The organism is Lentisalinibacter orientalis (assembly GCF_040706535.1).
Taxonomy (GTDB): Bacteria; Pseudomonadota; Gammaproteobacteria; order Steroidobacterales; family Woeseiaceae; genus Lentisalinibacter; species Lentisalinibacter orientalis.
This window is the reverse complement of record NZ_JAPDRJ010000001.1, coordinates 1,606,985-1,622,999: the sequence shown is the minus strand read 5'-3', so window position 1 is coordinate 1,622,999 and position 16,015 is coordinate 1,606,985. Positions and strand designations below refer to the sequence as shown.

The 16,015-nt window shown below is 71.7% G+C and carries 14 protein-coding genes; all 14 read right to left on the bottom strand.

What is annotated here, in order from left to right; translation table 11 throughout:
* Positions 1-54: 54 nt before the first annotated feature.
* From ftsA to rsmH, 14 genes are read right to left on the bottom strand one after another with little or no spacing between them, the layout of a single operon-like run.
* Positions 55-1,290, bottom strand: a complete 1,236-nt coding sequence (gene ftsA / locus ACJMK0_RS07175) for a cell division protein FtsA (RefSeq protein ID WP_405236878.1) — start codon at positions 1,288-1,290, stop codon at positions 55-57.
* Positions 1,291-2,103: a cell division protein FtsQ/DivIB gene (locus ACJMK0_RS07170; RefSeq protein ID WP_405236876.1), complete on the bottom strand. Its 813-nt coding sequence runs from the start codon at positions 2,101-2,103 to the stop codon at positions 1,291-1,293.
* Positions 2,093-3,079, bottom strand: a complete 987-nt coding sequence (locus ACJMK0_RS07165; RefSeq protein WP_405236874.1) for a D-alanine--D-alanine ligase — start codon at positions 3,077-3,079, stop codon at positions 2,093-2,095. Before ACJMK0_RS07165 ends, ACJMK0_RS07170 begins: the two co-directional genes overlap by 11 nt.
* The gene (murB, locus tag ACJMK0_RS07160) at positions 3,076-3,972 is read right to left on the bottom strand and encodes a UDP-N-acetylmuramate dehydrogenase (protein ID WP_405236873.1); all 897 of its coding nucleotides are present in this window, start codon (positions 3,970-3,972) and stop codon (positions 3,076-3,078) included. The genes ACJMK0_RS07165 and murB overlap by 4 nt, the downstream gene beginning before the upstream one ends.
* Positions 3,969-5,396 carry a UDP-N-acetylmuramate--L-alanine ligase gene (gene murC, locus ACJMK0_RS07155; protein WP_405236871.1) on the bottom strand — a complete coding sequence of 476 codons (1,428 nt, stop codon included), beginning with the start codon at positions 5,394-5,396 and terminating at the stop codon, positions 3,969-3,971. The genes murB and murC overlap by 4 nt, the downstream gene beginning before the upstream one ends.
* A complete protein-coding gene (gene murG / locus ACJMK0_RS07150; RefSeq protein ID WP_405236869.1) occupies positions 5,393-6,481 on the bottom strand; it encodes an undecaprenyldiphospho-muramoylpentapeptide beta-N-acetylglucosaminyltransferase in 1,089 nt (362 codons plus the stop codon). Before murG ends, murC begins: the two co-directional genes overlap by 4 nt.
* Entirely contained in the window at positions 6,478-7,629 is a 1,152-nt protein-coding gene (ftsW, locus tag ACJMK0_RS07145) for a putative lipid II flippase FtsW (protein WP_405237916.1), read from the bottom strand. Before ftsW ends, murG begins: the two co-directional genes overlap by 4 nt.
* A 41-nt stretch (positions 7,630-7,670) precedes the next feature.
* Positions 7,671-9,053 (bottom strand): UDP-N-acetylmuramoyl-L-alanine--D-glutamate ligase, encoded by a 1,383-nt coding sequence (gene murD / locus ACJMK0_RS07140; RefSeq protein ID WP_405236867.1) that lies wholly within the window; start codon positions 9,051-9,053, stop codon positions 7,671-7,673.
* Positions 9,050-10,132, bottom strand: coding sequence for a phospho-N-acetylmuramoyl-pentapeptide-transferase (mraY, locus tag ACJMK0_RS07135; protein ID WP_405236866.1), 1,083 nt, complete (start codon positions 10,130-10,132; stop codon positions 9,050-9,052). The genes murD and mraY overlap by 4 nt, the downstream gene beginning before the upstream one ends.
* A 1-nt stretch (position 10,133) precedes the next feature.
* Positions 10,134-11,501: a UDP-N-acetylmuramoyl-tripeptide--D-alanyl-D-alanine ligase gene (locus ACJMK0_RS07130; RefSeq protein WP_405236864.1), complete on the bottom strand. Its 1,368-nt coding sequence runs from the start codon at positions 11,499-11,501 to the stop codon at positions 10,134-10,136.
* A complete protein-coding gene (locus ACJMK0_RS07125) occupies positions 11,498-13,036 on the bottom strand; it encodes a UDP-N-acetylmuramoyl-L-alanyl-D-glutamate--2,6-diaminopimelate ligase (protein ID WP_405236862.1) in 1,539 nt (512 codons plus the stop codon). Before ACJMK0_RS07125 ends, ACJMK0_RS07130 begins: the two co-directional genes overlap by 4 nt.
* Entirely contained in the window at positions 13,033-14,769 is a 1,737-nt protein-coding gene (locus ACJMK0_RS07120) for a peptidoglycan D,D-transpeptidase FtsI family protein (protein ID WP_405236860.1), read from the bottom strand. The genes ACJMK0_RS07125 and ACJMK0_RS07120 overlap by 4 nt, the downstream gene beginning before the upstream one ends.
* A complete protein-coding gene (ftsL, locus tag ACJMK0_RS07115) occupies positions 14,766-15,068 on the bottom strand; it encodes a cell division protein FtsL (protein WP_405236858.1) in 303 nt (100 codons plus the stop codon). Before ftsL ends, ACJMK0_RS07120 begins: the two co-directional genes overlap by 4 nt.
* Positions 15,065-15,994, bottom strand: a complete 930-nt coding sequence (rsmH, locus tag ACJMK0_RS07110; RefSeq protein WP_405236856.1) for a 16S rRNA (cytosine(1402)-N(4))-methyltransferase RsmH — start codon at positions 15,992-15,994, stop codon at positions 15,065-15,067. Before rsmH ends, ftsL begins: the two co-directional genes overlap by 4 nt.
* Between the last annotated feature and the right edge of the window lie 21 nt (positions 15,995-16,015).

Genomic DNA, 16,015 nt, shown 5'->3' with positions numbered 1-16,015 from the left:
ATGTCGTTGCTCTCAGTACCTTCAGCCGGCAGCGCCGCCGCCGGCATCCGCTCTCTAGAAATGGCTCTGGAACCACGCACGCATGCGCGCCAGCACCTCTTTCAATCCGCCCCCCATCGGGACCTCGTTTTCCTGCCGGGTCAGGTTCTCGTAGCCGTACAGCAACAGCCCCACGCCGGTGGCGTGGATCGGGTTGCGCACCACGTCCGACAGGCCCTTCACGTACTGGGGGATGCCGAGCCGGACGGGCATGTGGAACACCTCCTCGGCCAGCTCCACGGCACCCTCCATCTTCGCGCTGCCGCCGGTCACGACGATGCCGGCGGCGATCAGCTCCTCGAAGCCGCTGCGCCTGAGCTCGTCGCGCACCAGCGTGAACAGCTCCTCGTAGCGCGGCTCCACCACCTCCGCCAGGGTCTGGCGGGCGAGTCGCCGCGGCGGCCGGTCGCCCACGCTCGGTACCTCGATGGTCTCGTCCGGGTTGGCGAGCTGGGACAGCGCGCAGGCGTACTTGATCTTGATGTCCTCGGCGTACTGGGTGGGCGTACGCATCGAGACCGCGATGTCGTTGGTGACCTGGTCGCCGGCGATGGGAATCACCGCCGTGTGCTGGATGGCGCCGCCGAAGAAGACCGCGATATCCGTCGTGCCACCGCCGATGTCGACGATGGCCGCGCCGAGCTCCTTCTCGTCCTCGGTCAGCACCGAATAGCTGGAGGCGAGCTGCTCCAGCACGATGTCGTCCACTTCCAGGCCGCAGCGCTGGACGCACTTGACGATGTTCTGGGCCGCGCTCTCCGCGCCCGTGACCATGTGCACCTTCGCCTCCAGGCGCACGCCGGACATGCCCACCGGCTCGCGGATGCCCTCCTGGCTGTCGATGATGAATTCCTGCGGCAGGATGTGGAGGATCTTCTGATCGGCCGGGATGGCCACCGCCCGCGCCGCGTCGATGACCCGCTCCACGTCGCTCGGGCTCACTTCCTTGTCCCGGATGGCGACGATGCCGTGGGAGTTCAGGCTGCGCACGTGGCTGCCGGCGATTCCGGTGTACACCGAGTGGATGTCGCAGCCGGCCATCAGCTCCGCCTCCTCGATGGCCCGCTGGATCGAATGCACCGTCGACTCGATGTTCACCACCACGCCCTTCTTCAGGCCGCGGGAGGGATGCGAGCCGATGCCGATCACCTCGATCTCGCCGGCCTCCGACAGCTCGCCCACGATCGCCACCACCTTCGAGGTGCCGATATCCAGTCCGACGATGAGGTTCTTGTCCGCCTTCCTGGACATCTAGCCTGCCCCCCTGGCCGCCACGGCGGGCGATTCGTCCACGTCCCGACTCGCCCAGGCCGCTTCCTTCCAGCCAATGGAGAAACCGTTCGAGTAGCGCATGTCGATATGTGAGATGTCTCCCTCCCTGGCCGCGACCATGTCGACGACCGTCTCCAGAAACAGTGCGAGGCGCTCGTCCACCGCCCGGCGGCCGAGCCGGACCTGGATGCCGTTGGTGAGCGTCAGCTCCCAGGCGCCGCGGGCGTCGAGCCGGACGGCAGCGAGGTCCAGGCCCGCCTCGATCAGCAGGCCGCGCACCGCGAGATAGCGGGAAGCCACCTCGGCCGCGCTGCCCTCGGGCCCGGACAGCCGGGGCAGCTCCGCCGGGATGTGGCGCGCATCGGTGAGGAACAGCTCGCCGCGCACGTTCAGCAGCCCGCTTTCGCCCCAGCGCGCCGCCGGCACCTGCTCGCTCACCGCCACCCTGAGTTCGTCCGGCCACTCTCGCCGCACGGTGGCCGCGTCCACCCAGGCCAGCGCCTCCAGGCGGCGGCGCATCGCGCCGAGGTCGGCGCTCAGGAAGCCGTCCCGCAGGCCTTCTGCGATGGCCTCCTCGATGCGGGCTTCGGTCACCCGCTGGAAAGGCGCATCGATGGTGACGGCGCGGATCGGCCGGTCGAGGGCCAGCGCGCTCAGCTGGTAGGTGGCACCGATCAGCGCCAGCGCGCACAGCGCCGTCAGGATCCCGGTCACGGGAATCTGCGGCAGCTTCAGCTGCACGGCCGGCTTCTGCCGCGGTGCCTTTCTGCGCTTCGCCTGCTTACGTGCCATTGACCGACCTCCGTGTCTCCACGGCCGGCAGCTCGGCCATACTCGTCTCGAGGATGCGCCAGCACAGCGTGGAGAAGTCGATGTCCGCCCCGGCGGCGGCCATGGGCACCAGGCTCTGGCCGGTCATGCCGGGCACGGTGTTGATCTCGAGCAGCTGGGGCACCCGGTCGGCGCCCACCATGAAGTCCACCCGGCCCCAGCCGCTGCAGCCCAGCGCCCGGAAGGCGGCCAGCGCCTGGCGATGCAGGTCCTGCTCGAGGGCGGACTCGTCGGTGCCGGGGCAGTGATAGCGGGTATCGCCGGATTCGTACTTGGCCGCGTAGTCGTAGAAGACCCTTGGCGTCTCGATGCGGATGGACGGCAACGCGGCCCCCTGCAGCACGGCCACCGTGAACTCCTCGCCGTCCACCCATTCCTCGACAATCACCTCGTCGTCGTAGTCCGCGGCGGCGGCCCACGCCGCCGCGAGTTCGGCCGGGCTCTCCACGCGGCGCATGCCGACGCTGGAGCCCTGGCCCGCAGGCTTGACAATCAGCGGCAGGTCGAGGGCAGCGAGCGCGGCCTCCAGCCCGGCCTCTCCGCTCACCGTGCGCCAGGCCGGCGTCGCCAGCCCGGCGGCCGAGAACAGCATCTTGCTGCGCACCTTGTCCATGGCCAGCGCGGAGGCCATCACGCCGCTGCCCGTGTAGGGAATCCCGGCCCACTCCAGCGCCCCCTGCAGCGTGCCGTCCTCGCCGCCCGGTCCGTGCAGGGCAATCCAGACCCGGTCGAATCCCGCCGTCAGGAAGTCGGCGTAGCGGCGTTCCGCCGGATCCCACGGGGCGGCGTCCACGCCCGCCTCGCGCAGCGCCGCCAGCACGGCGGCCCCGCTGCGCAGCGAGACCTCGCGCTCGCTCGACGAGCCGCCGTACATCACGGCCACCCGGCCGAAGGCGGCGGCATCGTGCACGGTCCTGACCACGTCCGCGGCGCTCATGCGGCCTCCCCCAGAATGCGCACTTCGTGGCGCAGCTTGACGCCGTGCTCGCGCTCGACGGTGGCCTGCACGAGGTCGATCAGCGCCTCGATGTCGGCGGCCGTGGCGCCGCCGTCGTTGATGATGAAGTTCGCGTGCTTCTCCGAGACCACGGCGCCGCCGATGCGCCGGCCCTTCAGCCCGGCGGCCTCGATCAGCCGGGCGGCGTGGTCGCCGGGCGGGTTGCGGAACACGGAGCCGCAGCTCGGCAGGCCGATCGGCTGGGTGGCCTTGCGCCGTTCCACCAGTTCGTTCAGGCGCTCGATGCTCGCCTCGCTTTCCGGCTCGAAGTGGAAGTGCGCCGCGATGAACCATTCGTCAGCGGGGCCGCGCACGCTGCGGTAGCCGATCTCGTAGTCGTCGGGCGTGCGCTCGCGCAGCTCGCCGCCCCGGGACAGGGTCTCGACGTGCACCACCCGGTCCCAGGTCTCCCCGCCGAAGGCGCCGGCGTTCATGGTGAGTGCGCCGCCGACGGTGCCCGGTATGCCAGAGAACCAGGCGCTGGGGCCGAGACCCCAGCGGGCGCAGCGCCGTGCGAGCCGGGTGCAGGGCACGCCGGCTTCCGCGCGCACGCCGGTCTCGCCCTCTCGCTCGAGCGCGGAGAGCAAGCCGGTGGTGGCGATGACCGCCCCGCGGATGCCGCCGTCGCGCACCAGCAGGTTGCTGCCGAGACCCACCCAGTGCACCGGCGTCGCCGGATCGAGCTCGCGCAGGAAGGCAGCCAGGTCGGCCACGCTGGCCGGCCGGAAGAACAGGTCCGCCGGCCCGCCGACCCGCCAGGAGGTGTGACGGGACATGGGCTCGTCACGGCGCAGATCGCCGGCCGGCTGCTGTCTCATCGTCCCGGCGTTCATGGCTTCACGCTCCTCAGTCGCCCTTCGGCCAGCTTCTCCGGCAGGGCTGCGGCCTCGGCGCCGATGTCGCCGGCGCCCATGGTGAGCACGACGTCGCCGTCGCGGAGCATGCCCGGCAGCACCTCGGCCAGCCGACCGAGATCCTCCAGGAACACGGGCTCGACGGCGCCGCGGCTGCGCACCGCCCGCGCGATGGCGCGGCCGTCGGCGCCCGCGATGGGGGTCTCGCCGGCGGCATAGACCTCGAGCAGCAGCAACGCGTCGGCCCGCGACAGCACGTCGGCGAAGTCGTCCAGCAGATCCCGGGTGCGGGTGTAGCGATGCGGCTGGAAGACGAGCACGAGCCGCCGCGACGGCCAGCGCTGGCGCGCCGCCTCCAGCGTGGCCGCCACCTCGGTGGGGTGATGGCCGTAGTCGTCCACCAGCGTGATGCGGCCCGCGCGGGTCGCGACGCCGTCGTGCACCTGGAAGCGGCGGTCGATGCCCTCGAAACCTGCCAGCGCCGCCAGCACGGCGTCGTCGGCCACTTCCAGGTCCTGCGCCACCGCAATCGCGGCCAGGGCGTTCAGCACGTTGTGTGTGCCCGGCAGGGACAGGCGCACGTCCAGGTCCGGCGCATCGCCGGGCCGGCTGACCCGGAAGCGGCTGCCGGATTCGTCGAAGCGGATGTCGGTGGCGCGCACGTCCGCGTCCTCCACCGTTCCGTAGGTGACGGCAGCGCGGCCGATGTCGGGCAGGATGCCGCGCACGCCCTCGTCGTCCAGGCAGACGAAGGCGACGCCGTAGAACGGCAGGTTGTGCAGGAAGGCGACGAAACTCTGATGCAGCCGCCGCAGGTCGCCCTCGTAGGTCTCCATGTGGTCGGCATCGATGTTCGTGACCACCGCCATCATCGGCTGCAGGTGCAGGAACGAGGCGTCGCTCTCGTCGGCCTCGGCCACCAGGTAGTCGCCGGCGCCGAGCCGCGCGTTGGCATCCGCGCTCTTCAGGCGGCCGCCGATGACGAAGGTGGGATCGAGACCGCCCTCGGCGAGAACGCTCGCGATCAGGCTGGTGGTGGTGGTCTTGCCGTGAGTGCCGGCCACGGCGATCGAACGGCGGCTGAAACGCATCAGCTCGCCCAGCATCTCGGCGCGCTGCACCACGGGGCAGCGGCGCTCCTGAGCGGCCAGCACCTCCGGGTTGTCCGGCGTCACCGCGCTGGAGATCACCACCACGTCCACCCCTGCCACGTGGGCCGGGTCGTGGCCGATGCGCACATCCGCGCCCAGGCGCTCGAGACGGCGGGTGACGGCGTTGGCGCGCAGGTCCGAGCCGCGCACCTGATAGCCCTGGTTCAGCAGCACCTCGGCGATGCCGCTCATGCCCGTGCCGCCGATGCCCACGAAGTGGATGAGATGCACCCTGCGCATGCGATCGATCATCGGGCACCTCCCGCCGCCGCGAGGCAGAGTTCGGTGATCGTCGCGAGCGCCCGGGGCGCCGCCGTTGCGCGGGCCCGCTCCGCCCGCACCAGCAGCGCCTCCCGGTCGCCGCCCAACTCTTCGATGGCGGCGGCCAGGCGCTCCGGCGTGAGGTCGCGCTCCTGCACGACCAGCGCCGCTCCCGCCTCCACCAGTACGGCGGCGTTGGCGGTCTGGTGGTCGTCCACCGCCGCCGGGAACGGGACGAACACGGCAGGCAGTCCCGCCATCGCCACTTCGGAGACGGTGAGCGCGCCGGCCCGACAGACCACCAGATCGGCCCAGGCGTAGGCCGCGGCCATGTCCTCGATGAACGGGGCGATCTCGGCATCCACCCCCGCGACCCCGTACGCCTCCCGGGCGGCGTCCAGCGTCCGCTCCCCGGCCTGGTGGCGTACCTCGGGCCGGATCCCGGAGGGCAGCGCGGCGACGGCGAAGGGCAGCAGGCGGTTCAGCGCCAGGGCGCCCTGGCTGCCGCCAAGCACCAGCAACCGCAGGGGGCCGGCGCGCCCGCGCAGGCGCTCGGCGGGCGGCGGCAGCGCGGCGATGTCGCGGCGCACCGGATTACCTACCGTCTGCGCCGGAATGCGGCTGGAAAAGCTGCCCGGGAAGGCTTGCAGCACAACCCGGGCTAAGCCAGCCAGAAGTCGGTTCGTCAGTCCTGGGACCGCGTTCTGTTCGTGGATGATCAGCGGACGGCGCGTCAGCCACGCGGCGACGCCGCCGGGGCCGCTGACGAAGCCGCCCATGCCGAGCACCGCGGCCGGGCGCCGCCGTATCATGACGAGGAGCGACTGCACCAGTGCGACGGCCAGGCGGAACGGTGCCAGCAGCCGGGTCACGAGGCCCTTGCCGCGCAGGCCGGAGATACCGATCCACTCGATCTCGATGCCGGCGGCGGGCACCACCCGCGCCTCGAGCCCCCGGCGGGTGCCCAGCCACACCACCTCGCGGGCGCTTTCCCGCAGAGCGTCCGCGACCGCCAGCGCCGGGTAAACGTGGCCGCCGGTGCCGCCTGCCATGATCAGGATGGGCCGCGCACTCATGACGAAGCCCTCTTGCGCCGCCGGCCGCGGCCGGTGCTGACCGGCGCGGCCGCGAGTTCGTGGCAGGCCCTGAGCACGAAGCCGATGCCGGCGAGCGTGACGATGAGACTGCTGCGGCCGTAGCTCACCAGCGGCAGCGGCAGACCCTTGGTCGGCAGCAGGCCCATGTTCACGCCGATGTTGATGAACGCCTGCAGCCCCAGCCAGATGCCGAAGCCGAATACCGCATAGGCCTGGAACCACTGCCCGGCCTCGGCCAGCTTCCTGGCGAGGCCGAGGATGCGCCACACCAGGGCGAGGAACAGCCCGATGAGCACCAGCGCTCCCAGCAGGCCGAACTCCTCGGCGAACACGGCGAAGACGAAATCGGTGTGCGCCTCCGGCAGGTAGAACATCTTCTGCACGCTCGCCCCGAGGCCCACGCCGAACCACTCGCCGCGGCCGATGGCGATCAGCGACTGGGTGAGCTGGAAGCCGCTGTCGTAGGGATCCTCCCAGGGGTTCAGGAACGCGGTGAGGCGACGCATGCGGTACGGCGAGGTGACGGCCAGCGTGGCCAGGGCGGCCACGGCCGCGGCGAAGAACACCAGGAAGTCCCGAATGCGCGCGCCGCCGATGAACAGCATGGCGAGCGCCGTGGCGACCAGCACCGTGGCCGCGCCGAAGTCGGGCTCCGCGAGCAGCAGCACCGCGGCGAAGCTGATCACCACCATCGGCTTCAGGAAGCCGACGAAGTGGCTGCTGAGATCCTGGCCGCGGCGGACGATGTAGCCGGCCAGATACAGGATGACCGCCAGCCGCGCCGGCTCGGACACCTGGATGGTGATGCTGCCCACACGCAGCCAGCGGGTGGAGCCGTTCACCGCGTGGCCGACGCCCGGGATCAGCACCACCGCCAGCAGGGCCAGCGCCAGCAGCACCAGCAGGAAGCCGCTGCGCTGCCAGAACGTCGTCGGCACGCACAGCATGAACACCGCCGCGCCGAGACCCACGCCGATGGCCAGCAGCTGACGCCAGACGAAAGCGAAACTGCCGACTTCGCCGCCGTCCGCCACCGCGATGGACGCCGAGGCGAGCACGACCAGGCCGCCGAGCAGCAGCGTGGACGTCAGCGCCACCAGCACCGGATCCAGCGACAGCTGCGGCATCAGACGCACCGGGAACGGCAGGGCTGCGGAACTGGCGGCGCTCACGGGTCGAGCCCCTCCACCGCGGCGCGGAACGCATCGCCCCGCGCGCGGTAATCCGCGTACATGTCCAGGCTGGCGCAGGCGGGCGCCAGGACGACCGTATCCCCGCGCTCGGCGAGCGCCGCCGCCCGGGCCACGGCGCTCTGCATGTCGGCGGCCGTCTCCACCGGCCCTACCGGGCCCAGCGCCTCGGCGAGGCGCGGCGCGTCCCGGCCGATCAGCACGGCGGCGCGCAGCCGTCCGCGCAGCGCTTCCGCCAGGGCGTCGAAGCGGGCCCCCTTGGCGTCGCCGCCGGCGATCAGCACGACGGGCGTCTCGATGCCCTGCACCGCCGCCACGGCCGCGCCCACATTGGTGCCCTTGGAATCGTTGATCCAGGTGACCCCGTCCCGCTCGGCGATGAACTCGCTGCGGTGGGGCAGACCGCGGAACTCGATGGCCGCGTCCACCATGGCGTCCATGTCGAGCCCCAGGCCCTCGCCGAGCGCCAGCGCGGCGAGGGTATTCAGCCAGTTGTGCCGGCCGCACAGATGCAGCGCGCCGGCCGGCAGCAGCTCTTCCTCGCCCCGCGCCAGCCACCACTCGCCGGCGGCCTCGCGCAGGCCGTACTGGCCCGCGGCCGGCGCGTCGTCGCCGAAGCTGATGCGCCGCTCCGGCAGGTCGACGCCTGCGGGCGGTGCCTCCGCCCGGTTCGTCACGGCCATGTCGGCGTCGCGGTAGATGCGGTATTTGGCCCGGGCGTAGGCGTCCATGGTGCCGTGCCAGTCCAGATGGTCGGCGCTCAGGTTCAGCACGGTCGCCACCCGCGCCGGCAGCCGGGCGGTGCGCTGCAGCTGGAAGCTGGAGAGCTCCAGCACATAGTAGTCGGGCCGGGGCTCGTCCAGCAGGTCCAGCGCCGGCGTGCCCAGGTTGCCGCCGGCCAGCGCCTTCACGCCGGCACCCTCGCACAGGGCGGCCAGCAGGGAGACCACCGTGCTCTTGCCGTTGGAACCGGTCACCGCGGCGATGGGCGCCTCGGCCTCCTGCACGAACAGGTCGATATCGGAGAGCACCGGCAGGCCGCGCTCGCGGGCGGCCTCGAGCAGCGGCTCGGAGTCCCGGATGCCCGGCGAGACGACCAGCCGGTCCACGCCCTGCAGCAGCGCTGTGTCGAACGAACCGGTGTGGATCTCGGCCCGGGGCAGCACCGAGCGCAGCACCTCGGCCCCGGCCGGCGCCGGGCGGCTGTCGGCGAAGCGCGCGGTGAGGCCGCGCCGGGCCAGCCAGCGTGCCACCGACTGGCCGGTGGCGCCCGCGCCGAGCACCAGCGTCGCCACGGCGCTGCCGCTGCCGCTGGCCTCGTCCCGCGCGTAGAGCGGTTTGCTGTCGGCGTAGCCCATCATCGGATCTTCAGACTCGACAGGCCGATCAGGACCAGCACCACGGTGATGATCCAGAACCGGACGATGACTTTCGGCTCCGCCCACCCCTTCAGTTCGAAGTGATGGTGCAGCGGCGCCATGCGGAAGATGCGCCGGCCGGTGAGCTTGTAGGAGACCACCTGCATCATGACCGAGACCGTCTCGACGACGAACACGCCGCCCATCACGGCCAGGATCAGCTCCTGGCGGGTGACCACCGCGACGGTGCCGAGCGCGGCACCCAGAGCCAGCGCGCCGATGTCGCCCATGAACACCTGCGCCGGGTAGGTGTTGAACCAGAGGAAGCCGAGGCCCGCGCCGGCCAGCGCCGCGCAGAACACCAGGATTTCGCCGGTGCCGGCGACGTAGGGGATGCCGAGGTACTCGGAGAAATTCACGTTGCCGGTCACGTAGGCGAACACGCCCAGCGCGCCGCCGACCAGCACGGAAGGCATGATGGCGAGGCCGTCGAGGCCATCGGTCAGGTTGACCGCGTTGCTGAAACCGACGATGTAGAAATACGTGACCACCATCTGCGCCGCCCCGAGCGGGATCGCCACGTCCTTCAGGAACGGAATCAGCAGCGAGGTCTCCACCGGATCCACGGCAGTCACGTACAGGAACACCGCGGCGCCGACGGCGAACACGGACTGCCACAGCAGCTTGAAGCGCGGCGCGAGGCCGGTGGGATCCTTCAGGATCAGCTTCTTGTAGTCGTCCACGAAGCCGATGCCGCCGAACGCGAGGGTGACCAGCAGCACCACCCACACGAACCGATTCGAGAGATCCGCCCAGAGCAGCGTGCTGATGGCGATGGCGATCAGGATCAGCGCGCCGCCCATGGTGGGCGTGCCCGCCTTCAGCAGATGGGTGGCCGGACCGTCGTCGCGCACCGTCTGGCCGATCTGGCGCAGCGACAGGCGGGCGATCATGTAGGGGCCCACCACGAAGCAGATCACCAGCGCCGTGAGCGCGCCCAGGATCGCGCGCATCGTCAGATAGCTGAAGACGTTGAAGCCCGTCTCGAAGCGGGTCAGGTATTCGGTGAGCCAGAGCAGCACGTCAGCCCTCCCCGCCTGCAGCCGCGCCCGGCTCCGCGTTTACGAGCGCGTCGGCGATGCGCTCCATGCGCATCCCCCGGGAGCCCTTCACCAGCACGCCGACTTCTGCCGTGAGATCGGCGCGCAGCGCCGCGATCAGTTCGTCGGCGCTGCCGAACCAGCGCGCGCCGCTGCCGAAGCCTTCGGCGAGGTGGCGCGCCAGCTCGCCGAGGCAGTACACCCGCTCGATGCCGGCGCTGCGCAGATCGGCGCCGGCCGCCTCGTGGATGGCGGCCGTCTGCTCGCCCAGTTCCAGCATGTCGCCGACGACCGCCCAGGCCCGTCCGCCGCCGGCGACCACCGCACGCGCGCCGGCCGCCAGCGACGTGGGGTTGGCGTTGTAGGTATCGTCCCAGATCACCGCGCCGCCGGGCGCCGCCCGGCGGGTCATGCGCCCGCTCACGTGGCGGGCCGCGGCCAGGCGCTCGGCGGCCCGGCGCAGCGGCACGCCGGCCGCCATGGCCGCCGCCGCCGCGCAGCAGGCGTTCATGACGTTGTGCTCGCCCGGCAGCGGCAGCTCGACCTCCACCGACTCGTCGCCGGCGGCCAGCAGGAACCGGCTGCCGTCCGCCGTCGGCCGGACGTCCCTGGCACTGACGTCGGCGTCGTTGCGGATGCCGAAGGTCACCACCTGCGCCGGGCCGGCCATGGCCTCCCACAGCCCGCACCAGGGATCGTCGGCGTTGATCACGGCGGTGGCTTCAGGCCCCAGCGCCTGGAACAGCTCGCCCTTCGTGCGGGCCACGCCCTCGATGCTGCCGAGTCCCTCCAGGTGGGCGGACCCGGCATTGGTGACCACGCCGATGTCCGGGCGGGCGAGCCCGGCCAGCCACGCGATGTCGCCCGGGCGGCTGCAGCCCATCTCGAACACGCCGTATTCGTGGTCCGGCTCGAGTTCCAGCAGCATCAGCGGCAGCCCGATCTCGTTGTTCAGATTGCCCCGGGTCGCCAGCGCCGTCTCGCCCAGGCAGGCCGCGACGAGCTCCTTCACCGTGGTCTTGCCGTTGCTGCCGGTGATGCCGATGACGGTGGCCCCGTGGCGGCTGCGCCACTCGGCGCCCAGGCGGCCGAGCGCCGCGCGGGTGTCCGCCACGCGCACCTGGGGCAGCGCCGCGTCGGCGAGCCGGGAGACCACGGCGCCGGCCGCGCCACCCTCGGCCGCTGTCGGCACGTAGTCGTTGCCATCGAAGTTCGGGCCGGTGAGCGCGAAGAACAGCTCGCCCTCGCCCAGGCGGCGGGTGTCGGTGCTCACGCCCGCCCAGGGACGGTTCTCGCCGACGAGCTCTCCGCCCACGATCTCCGCCGTCTCGCGCAGGGTGCCGGCGCTCATACCGACCTCCCGGCCAGCGCCGCGTGCGCCTCGGCCGCGTCGCTCAGCGGGCGGGGGCCGGAGGCGGTGATCTGGAAACGTTCGTGACCGCGCCCGGCGACCAGGACGCAGTCCGCCGGCGCCGCCTCGCGCACCGCCATGGCGATGGCATCCCGGCGATCGGCGACGACGCGGAACCTGCCCTCTGTCGCACCACCCGCCGGCGCCCCGGCCATGATTTCCGCGATGATCGCATCGGGGTCTTCGCCGCGCGGGTTGTCGCTGGTCACGACCACCCGTTCGGCAGCCGCGGCCGCTCGGGCCATCAGCGGGCGCTTGCCCGGATCCCGCTCGCCGCCGCAGCCGAACACGCACCACAACTCGCCGGCGCAGTGCGGCCGCAGCGCGGCGATGGCCGCGGCGAGGGCGTCCGGCGTATGGGCATAGTCGACGACCACGAGGGGGCGACCCTCGCCCACCACCTGCAGCCGTCCCGGCGGCGGTTCGACCGCGGCCAGCGCCCTCGTGGCCTCGTCCAGCGGGATGCCCGTCTCCAGCAGGAGCCCGAGCACGACGGCCAGATTCTCCACGTTGAAATCGCCCCGCAGACGCGAGCGCACGCTCCCGCCACCGAAGGGCGAGGTGAACGAGAAGGCGATGCCGTCGGCGCCGAGCCGGACATCGCCGAGGGCGAGGCGGCGCCGCGCAACCGTCGCGTCCCGGCGGGTCACGGCGAGCGCGGAGTCCGCATGGCGGCGGCAGAGTTCGGCGCCGAAAGCGTCGTCGGCGTTGATCACCCGGCGCTCGAGGCCCGGCACTTCCAGCAGCTTCGCCTTGGCCTCGCCGTAGGCCGCCATGCTGCCGTGGTAGTCCAGGTGGTCGCGGCTCAGGTTGGTGAAGGCGGCCGCGGCGAGGCGCACACCGTCGATGCGGCCCTGATCCAGCGCGTGGGAGGAGACCTCGATGCTCGCATGGCCTGCGCCCGCCGCCGCGAAGGCGGCGAGACGGCGATGCACCTCGATCACGTCCGGCGTGGTCAGCGCCGCCGTCTCCAGGGCGTCGGGCATGCCGGCACCGAGGGTGCCCAGGTACGCGCAGGGGCGCTCCAGCCGGTTGAGCGCGTCGGCAAGCAGCCAGGTCACGGTGGTCTTGCCGTTGGTGCCGGTCGCGCCGGAAACGGCGATCCGCGTCGAGGGCGCGCCGAACCAGCGGTCGGCAATCGCACCCAGACGGCGGCGCAGGCCCGGCACCGGGATGGCGGGGACGGCGAGCCCCTCCGGCGCCGCGACACCGGGCGCAGGCTCGTAGACCACTGCGGCGGCGCCGGCCGCGAGCGCCTGCGGCAGGTAGCCGAGGCCGTGGCCCGCCGTGCCCTGCAGGGCGAAGAACACGCCGCCCGGGAGCACGCGGCGGCTGTCCAGGGTGATGTCGGAGACAGTCACCGCCGTCCCCGCGGGCATGGCCGTCGCCGGCGCGATGCCGGCCAGCAGCGCCTGCAGCGTCGTCGGCCTGGTCGGCGTCTCCGGCGGACTCATGACTCCTGCCACCGCACTCATCGTCCCGCCGCCTGCATCGCCTGCACGACCTCGCCGGGCTGGCGCACCGGCAGGTCGTCCGGCGGCACGGCTAGCAGGCGCAGCGCTTCCGAGGTCACCCGGGCGAATACCGGCGCGGACACCTGGCCGCCGTAGTAGGCGTCGCCCGTCGGCTCGTCGATCACGACCACCACGGCGAGCCGCGGATCGCTGGCCGGCGCGAGGCCGGCGAAGATGGCGAGATAGCGATCCTCGGAGTAGCCTCCCGCCGCGAACTTCCGCGCCGTGCCGGTCTTGCCGGCGATGCGGTATCCGGGCACGTCCGCCCGCGTACCCGTGCCGCCGGGCAGCACCACCTGTTCCATCATCGCGAGCACCTGCCGCGCGGCGGATTCGGAGATGACCCGATCCGCCGGGGGCGGCTCGTCCAGCCGCAGCAGCGACACCGGCCGCATCAGGCCGCCGCTGCCGATCACCGCGTACGCCCGCGCGAGCTGCAGCGGCGTCACCGACAGGCCGTAGCCATAGGCCAGCGTCGCCTGGCTGATCGGCTGCCAGTGGTTGTAGTGGCTCAGCAGTCCCGCCGACTCGCCGGGGAAGCCGCAGGAGGTGAGACTGCCGATACCGAACCCCGACAGGGTCTGCCAGAGCTGCTCCGGCTCCAGCGACATGGCGACCTTCGTCATGCCGACGTTGCTGGAGCGCGCCAGCACCGTCGTGAGGTCGATCGGACCCAGGTCCTCGGTATCCTCGATGCGCTTCGCGCCCACCTCGACCCAGCCCGGCCCGGTATCGACGATGCTGCCCGGCCGGAACCGACCGCTCTCGAGCGCCGCTGCCATGACCAGCGGCTTCACGCTGGAACCGGGCTCCAGGATGTCGGTGACCGCCCGGTTGCGGTAGCGCTCCACGGTCAGCTGGGAGCGGTCGTTCGGGTTGTAGGCGGGCTGGTTCACCATGGCCAGCACCTCGCCGGTGTCCACGTCCAGCACCACGATGGAGCCCGCGGCGGCGCCGTGGCGTCGAACCGCGGCCTTCAGCTCGCGGTAGGCCAGATACTGGATGGTGAGGTCGATGCTGGCGGCGAGCGTGCGCCCGTGCCGGGGCGGGCTGATGCTCTCGACGTCCTCGATGGAGCGCCCCCGGTTGTCCTTCAGCACGCGCTTGGCGCCGGGCTCGCCGGCGAGCCAGTGATCGAACGCGAACTCGAGGCCCTCCTGGCCCGAATCGTCGATGTCGGTGAAGCCGAGAAGATGGCCGGTGACCTCGCCGGCGGGATAGAAGCGCCGGTATTCGCGCAGCACGTTCACGCCGGGCAGGTCTTGCGCCTGTACCCGGTCCGCGCGGTCCGGCGCGAGGTGACGGCGCAGGTAGACGAACTCCCGGTCCATGTTGCGGGTGAGCCGGCGCATGAGCTGCTCGGGGTCCAGGTCGAGCAGGCTGGCCAGCTTCGGCACTTCTTCGGCGGCGGGCGCGAGCTGGCCCGGGTTCGCCCAGATGCTGTCCACCGGGGTCGAGACCGCCAGCGGCTCGCCGTTGCGGTCGGTGATGGCGCCGCGATGTGCGGAGATCTTCGCGGTGCGCAGGTGGCGCGCGTCCGCCTCCCGCGCCAGGAAGTCGTTGTTCAGCACCTGCAGGTCGACGGCGCGCGCCACCAGCGCCGTGGCCGTCAGGGCGAAGAAGCCGAGCACCAGCGCGCTGCGGTTGCGGAACCGCCGCACCGCCTGCTCTTTCTTGCGCGCTCCCTTCTTCATTCCGGTTTCACGATGTAGATGTCACTGGTCTGCGGCCGCTCGAGTTCCAGGTCGCGGCGCGCGATGCGCTCCACCCGCGCATGGGTGGCATACGCGCTCTGTTCGATCTGCAGCCGGCCCCATTCGATGTTCAGCGCGTCCCGCTCGCCGCTGAGCTCCTGCAGCTGCACGAACAGCTCCCGCGACTCCTGGCGCGTGTGAATGATCGCCATCGCCGAGGCCACGCACGCCAGCGCGAGCACCAGCGTGAGGCCCAGGGGCACCGTAGCCGGCAGCGTCTTCATCGGCTGCCGGCTCATGCCACCTTCTCCGCCACACGCAGCCGCGCGCTGCGGGCCCGGGGGTTCGCATCCGCTTCCTCCGCCGAAGGCGTCAGCGGCTTGCCCACCAGCCGGAGCCAGGCGCGTGCCGCGGGCGGCACCTCGGGCAGGCCCCGGTAGCGTTCGTCGTCCAGCGAAGCCTCGCGCATGAAGCGCTTCACGATGCGGTCCTCCAGCGAGTGGAAGCTGATCACGGCGAGCCGCCCGCCGGGTGCGAGGACCTCGCGCACCCGGGACAGCGCCTCGGTGATCGACTCGAGCTCCCGGTTGAGATAGATGCGGATCGCCTGGAACGTCTTCGTGGCCGGATGCCGCTCGCCGGGCTTGCGCCTCCCGAGCACCGACTCGACGATCCCGGCGAGCTGACCCGTGGTGGCGAGCGGGGCTTCTTCCCGCACGCGAACCACGGCCCGGGCGATGCGCGTCGCCTGCCGTTCCTCGCCGTAGGTTTTCAACACCTCTCGCAACTCGCGCTCCGATACCCGGTTCAGCCAGTCGCCTGCGCTCGGGCCTTCCTGCCTGTCCATCCGCATGTCCAGCGGGCCGTCCTGTCTGAAGCTGAAGCCGCGCTCCGCGTCGTCCAGCTGTGGCGAGGAAACCCCCAGATCGAAGAGAATCCCGTCGGTCCTGCCGCCGAAGCCGTGCCTGACCGCGATAGTCCCGAGATCCGAGAAATTCCCCCGTTCGATACGAAACCGCTTGTCTTCCGAAAACCGTTCCCGTCCGGCGGCGACCGCCTCTTCGTCCCGGTCTATCGCCAGCAGCCTGCCGACGGGACCCAGTCTTTCCAGAATTGCCGCGCTGTGACCGCCCCGGCCGAAGGTCGCATCGATGTAGAGACCGTCGGGCCGTATCGCCAGACCCTCCAGCACCTCGGCCAGAAGGACCGGGATATGCTCAGTCACTCGGCGCCAACCACCTTGTTC

Coding starts and splice junctions, on each gene's coding strand:
- ftsA (WP_405236878.1), bottom strand. CDS start 1,290: ATGTCCAGGAAGGCGGACAAGAACCTCATCGTCGGACTGGATATCGGC.
- ACJMK0_RS07170 (WP_405236876.1), bottom strand. CDS start 2,103: ATGGCACGTAAGCAGGCGAAGCGCAGAAAGGCACCGCGGCAGAAGCCG.
- ACJMK0_RS07165 (WP_405236874.1), bottom strand. CDS start 3,079: ATGAGCGCCGCGGACGTGGTCAGGACCGTGCACGATGCCGCCGCCTTC.
- murB (WP_405236873.1), bottom strand. CDS start 3,972: ATGAACGCCGGGACGATGAGACAGCAGCCGGCCGGCGATCTGCGCCGT.
- murC (WP_405236871.1), bottom strand. CDS start 5,396: ATGATCGATCGCATGCGCAGGGTGCATCTCATCCACTTCGTGGGCATC.
- murG (WP_405236869.1), bottom strand. CDS start 6,481: ATGAGTGCGCGGCCCATCCTGATCATGGCAGGCGGCACCGGCGGCCAC.
- ftsW (WP_405237916.1), bottom strand. CDS start 7,629: ATGCCGCAGCTGTCGCTGGATCCGGTGCTGGTGGCGCTGACGTCCACG.
- murD (WP_405236867.1), bottom strand. CDS start 9,053: ATGATGGGCTACGCCGACAGCAAACCGCTCTACGCGCGGGACGAGGCC.
- ACJMK0_RS07130 (WP_405236864.1), bottom strand. CDS start 11,501: ATGAGCGCCGGCACCCTGCGCGAGACGGCGGAGATCGTGGGCGGAGAG.
- ACJMK0_RS07125 (WP_405236862.1), bottom strand. CDS start 13,036: ATGAGTGCGGTGGCAGGAGTCATGAGTCCGCCGGAGACGCCGACCAGG.
- ACJMK0_RS07120 (WP_405236860.1), bottom strand. CDS start 14,769: ATGAAGAAGGGAGCGCGCAAGAAAGAGCAGGCGGTGCGGCGGTTCCGC.
- ftsL (WP_405236858.1), bottom strand. CDS start 15,068: ATGAGCCGGCAGCCGATGAAGACGCTGCCGGCTACGGTGCCCCTGGGC.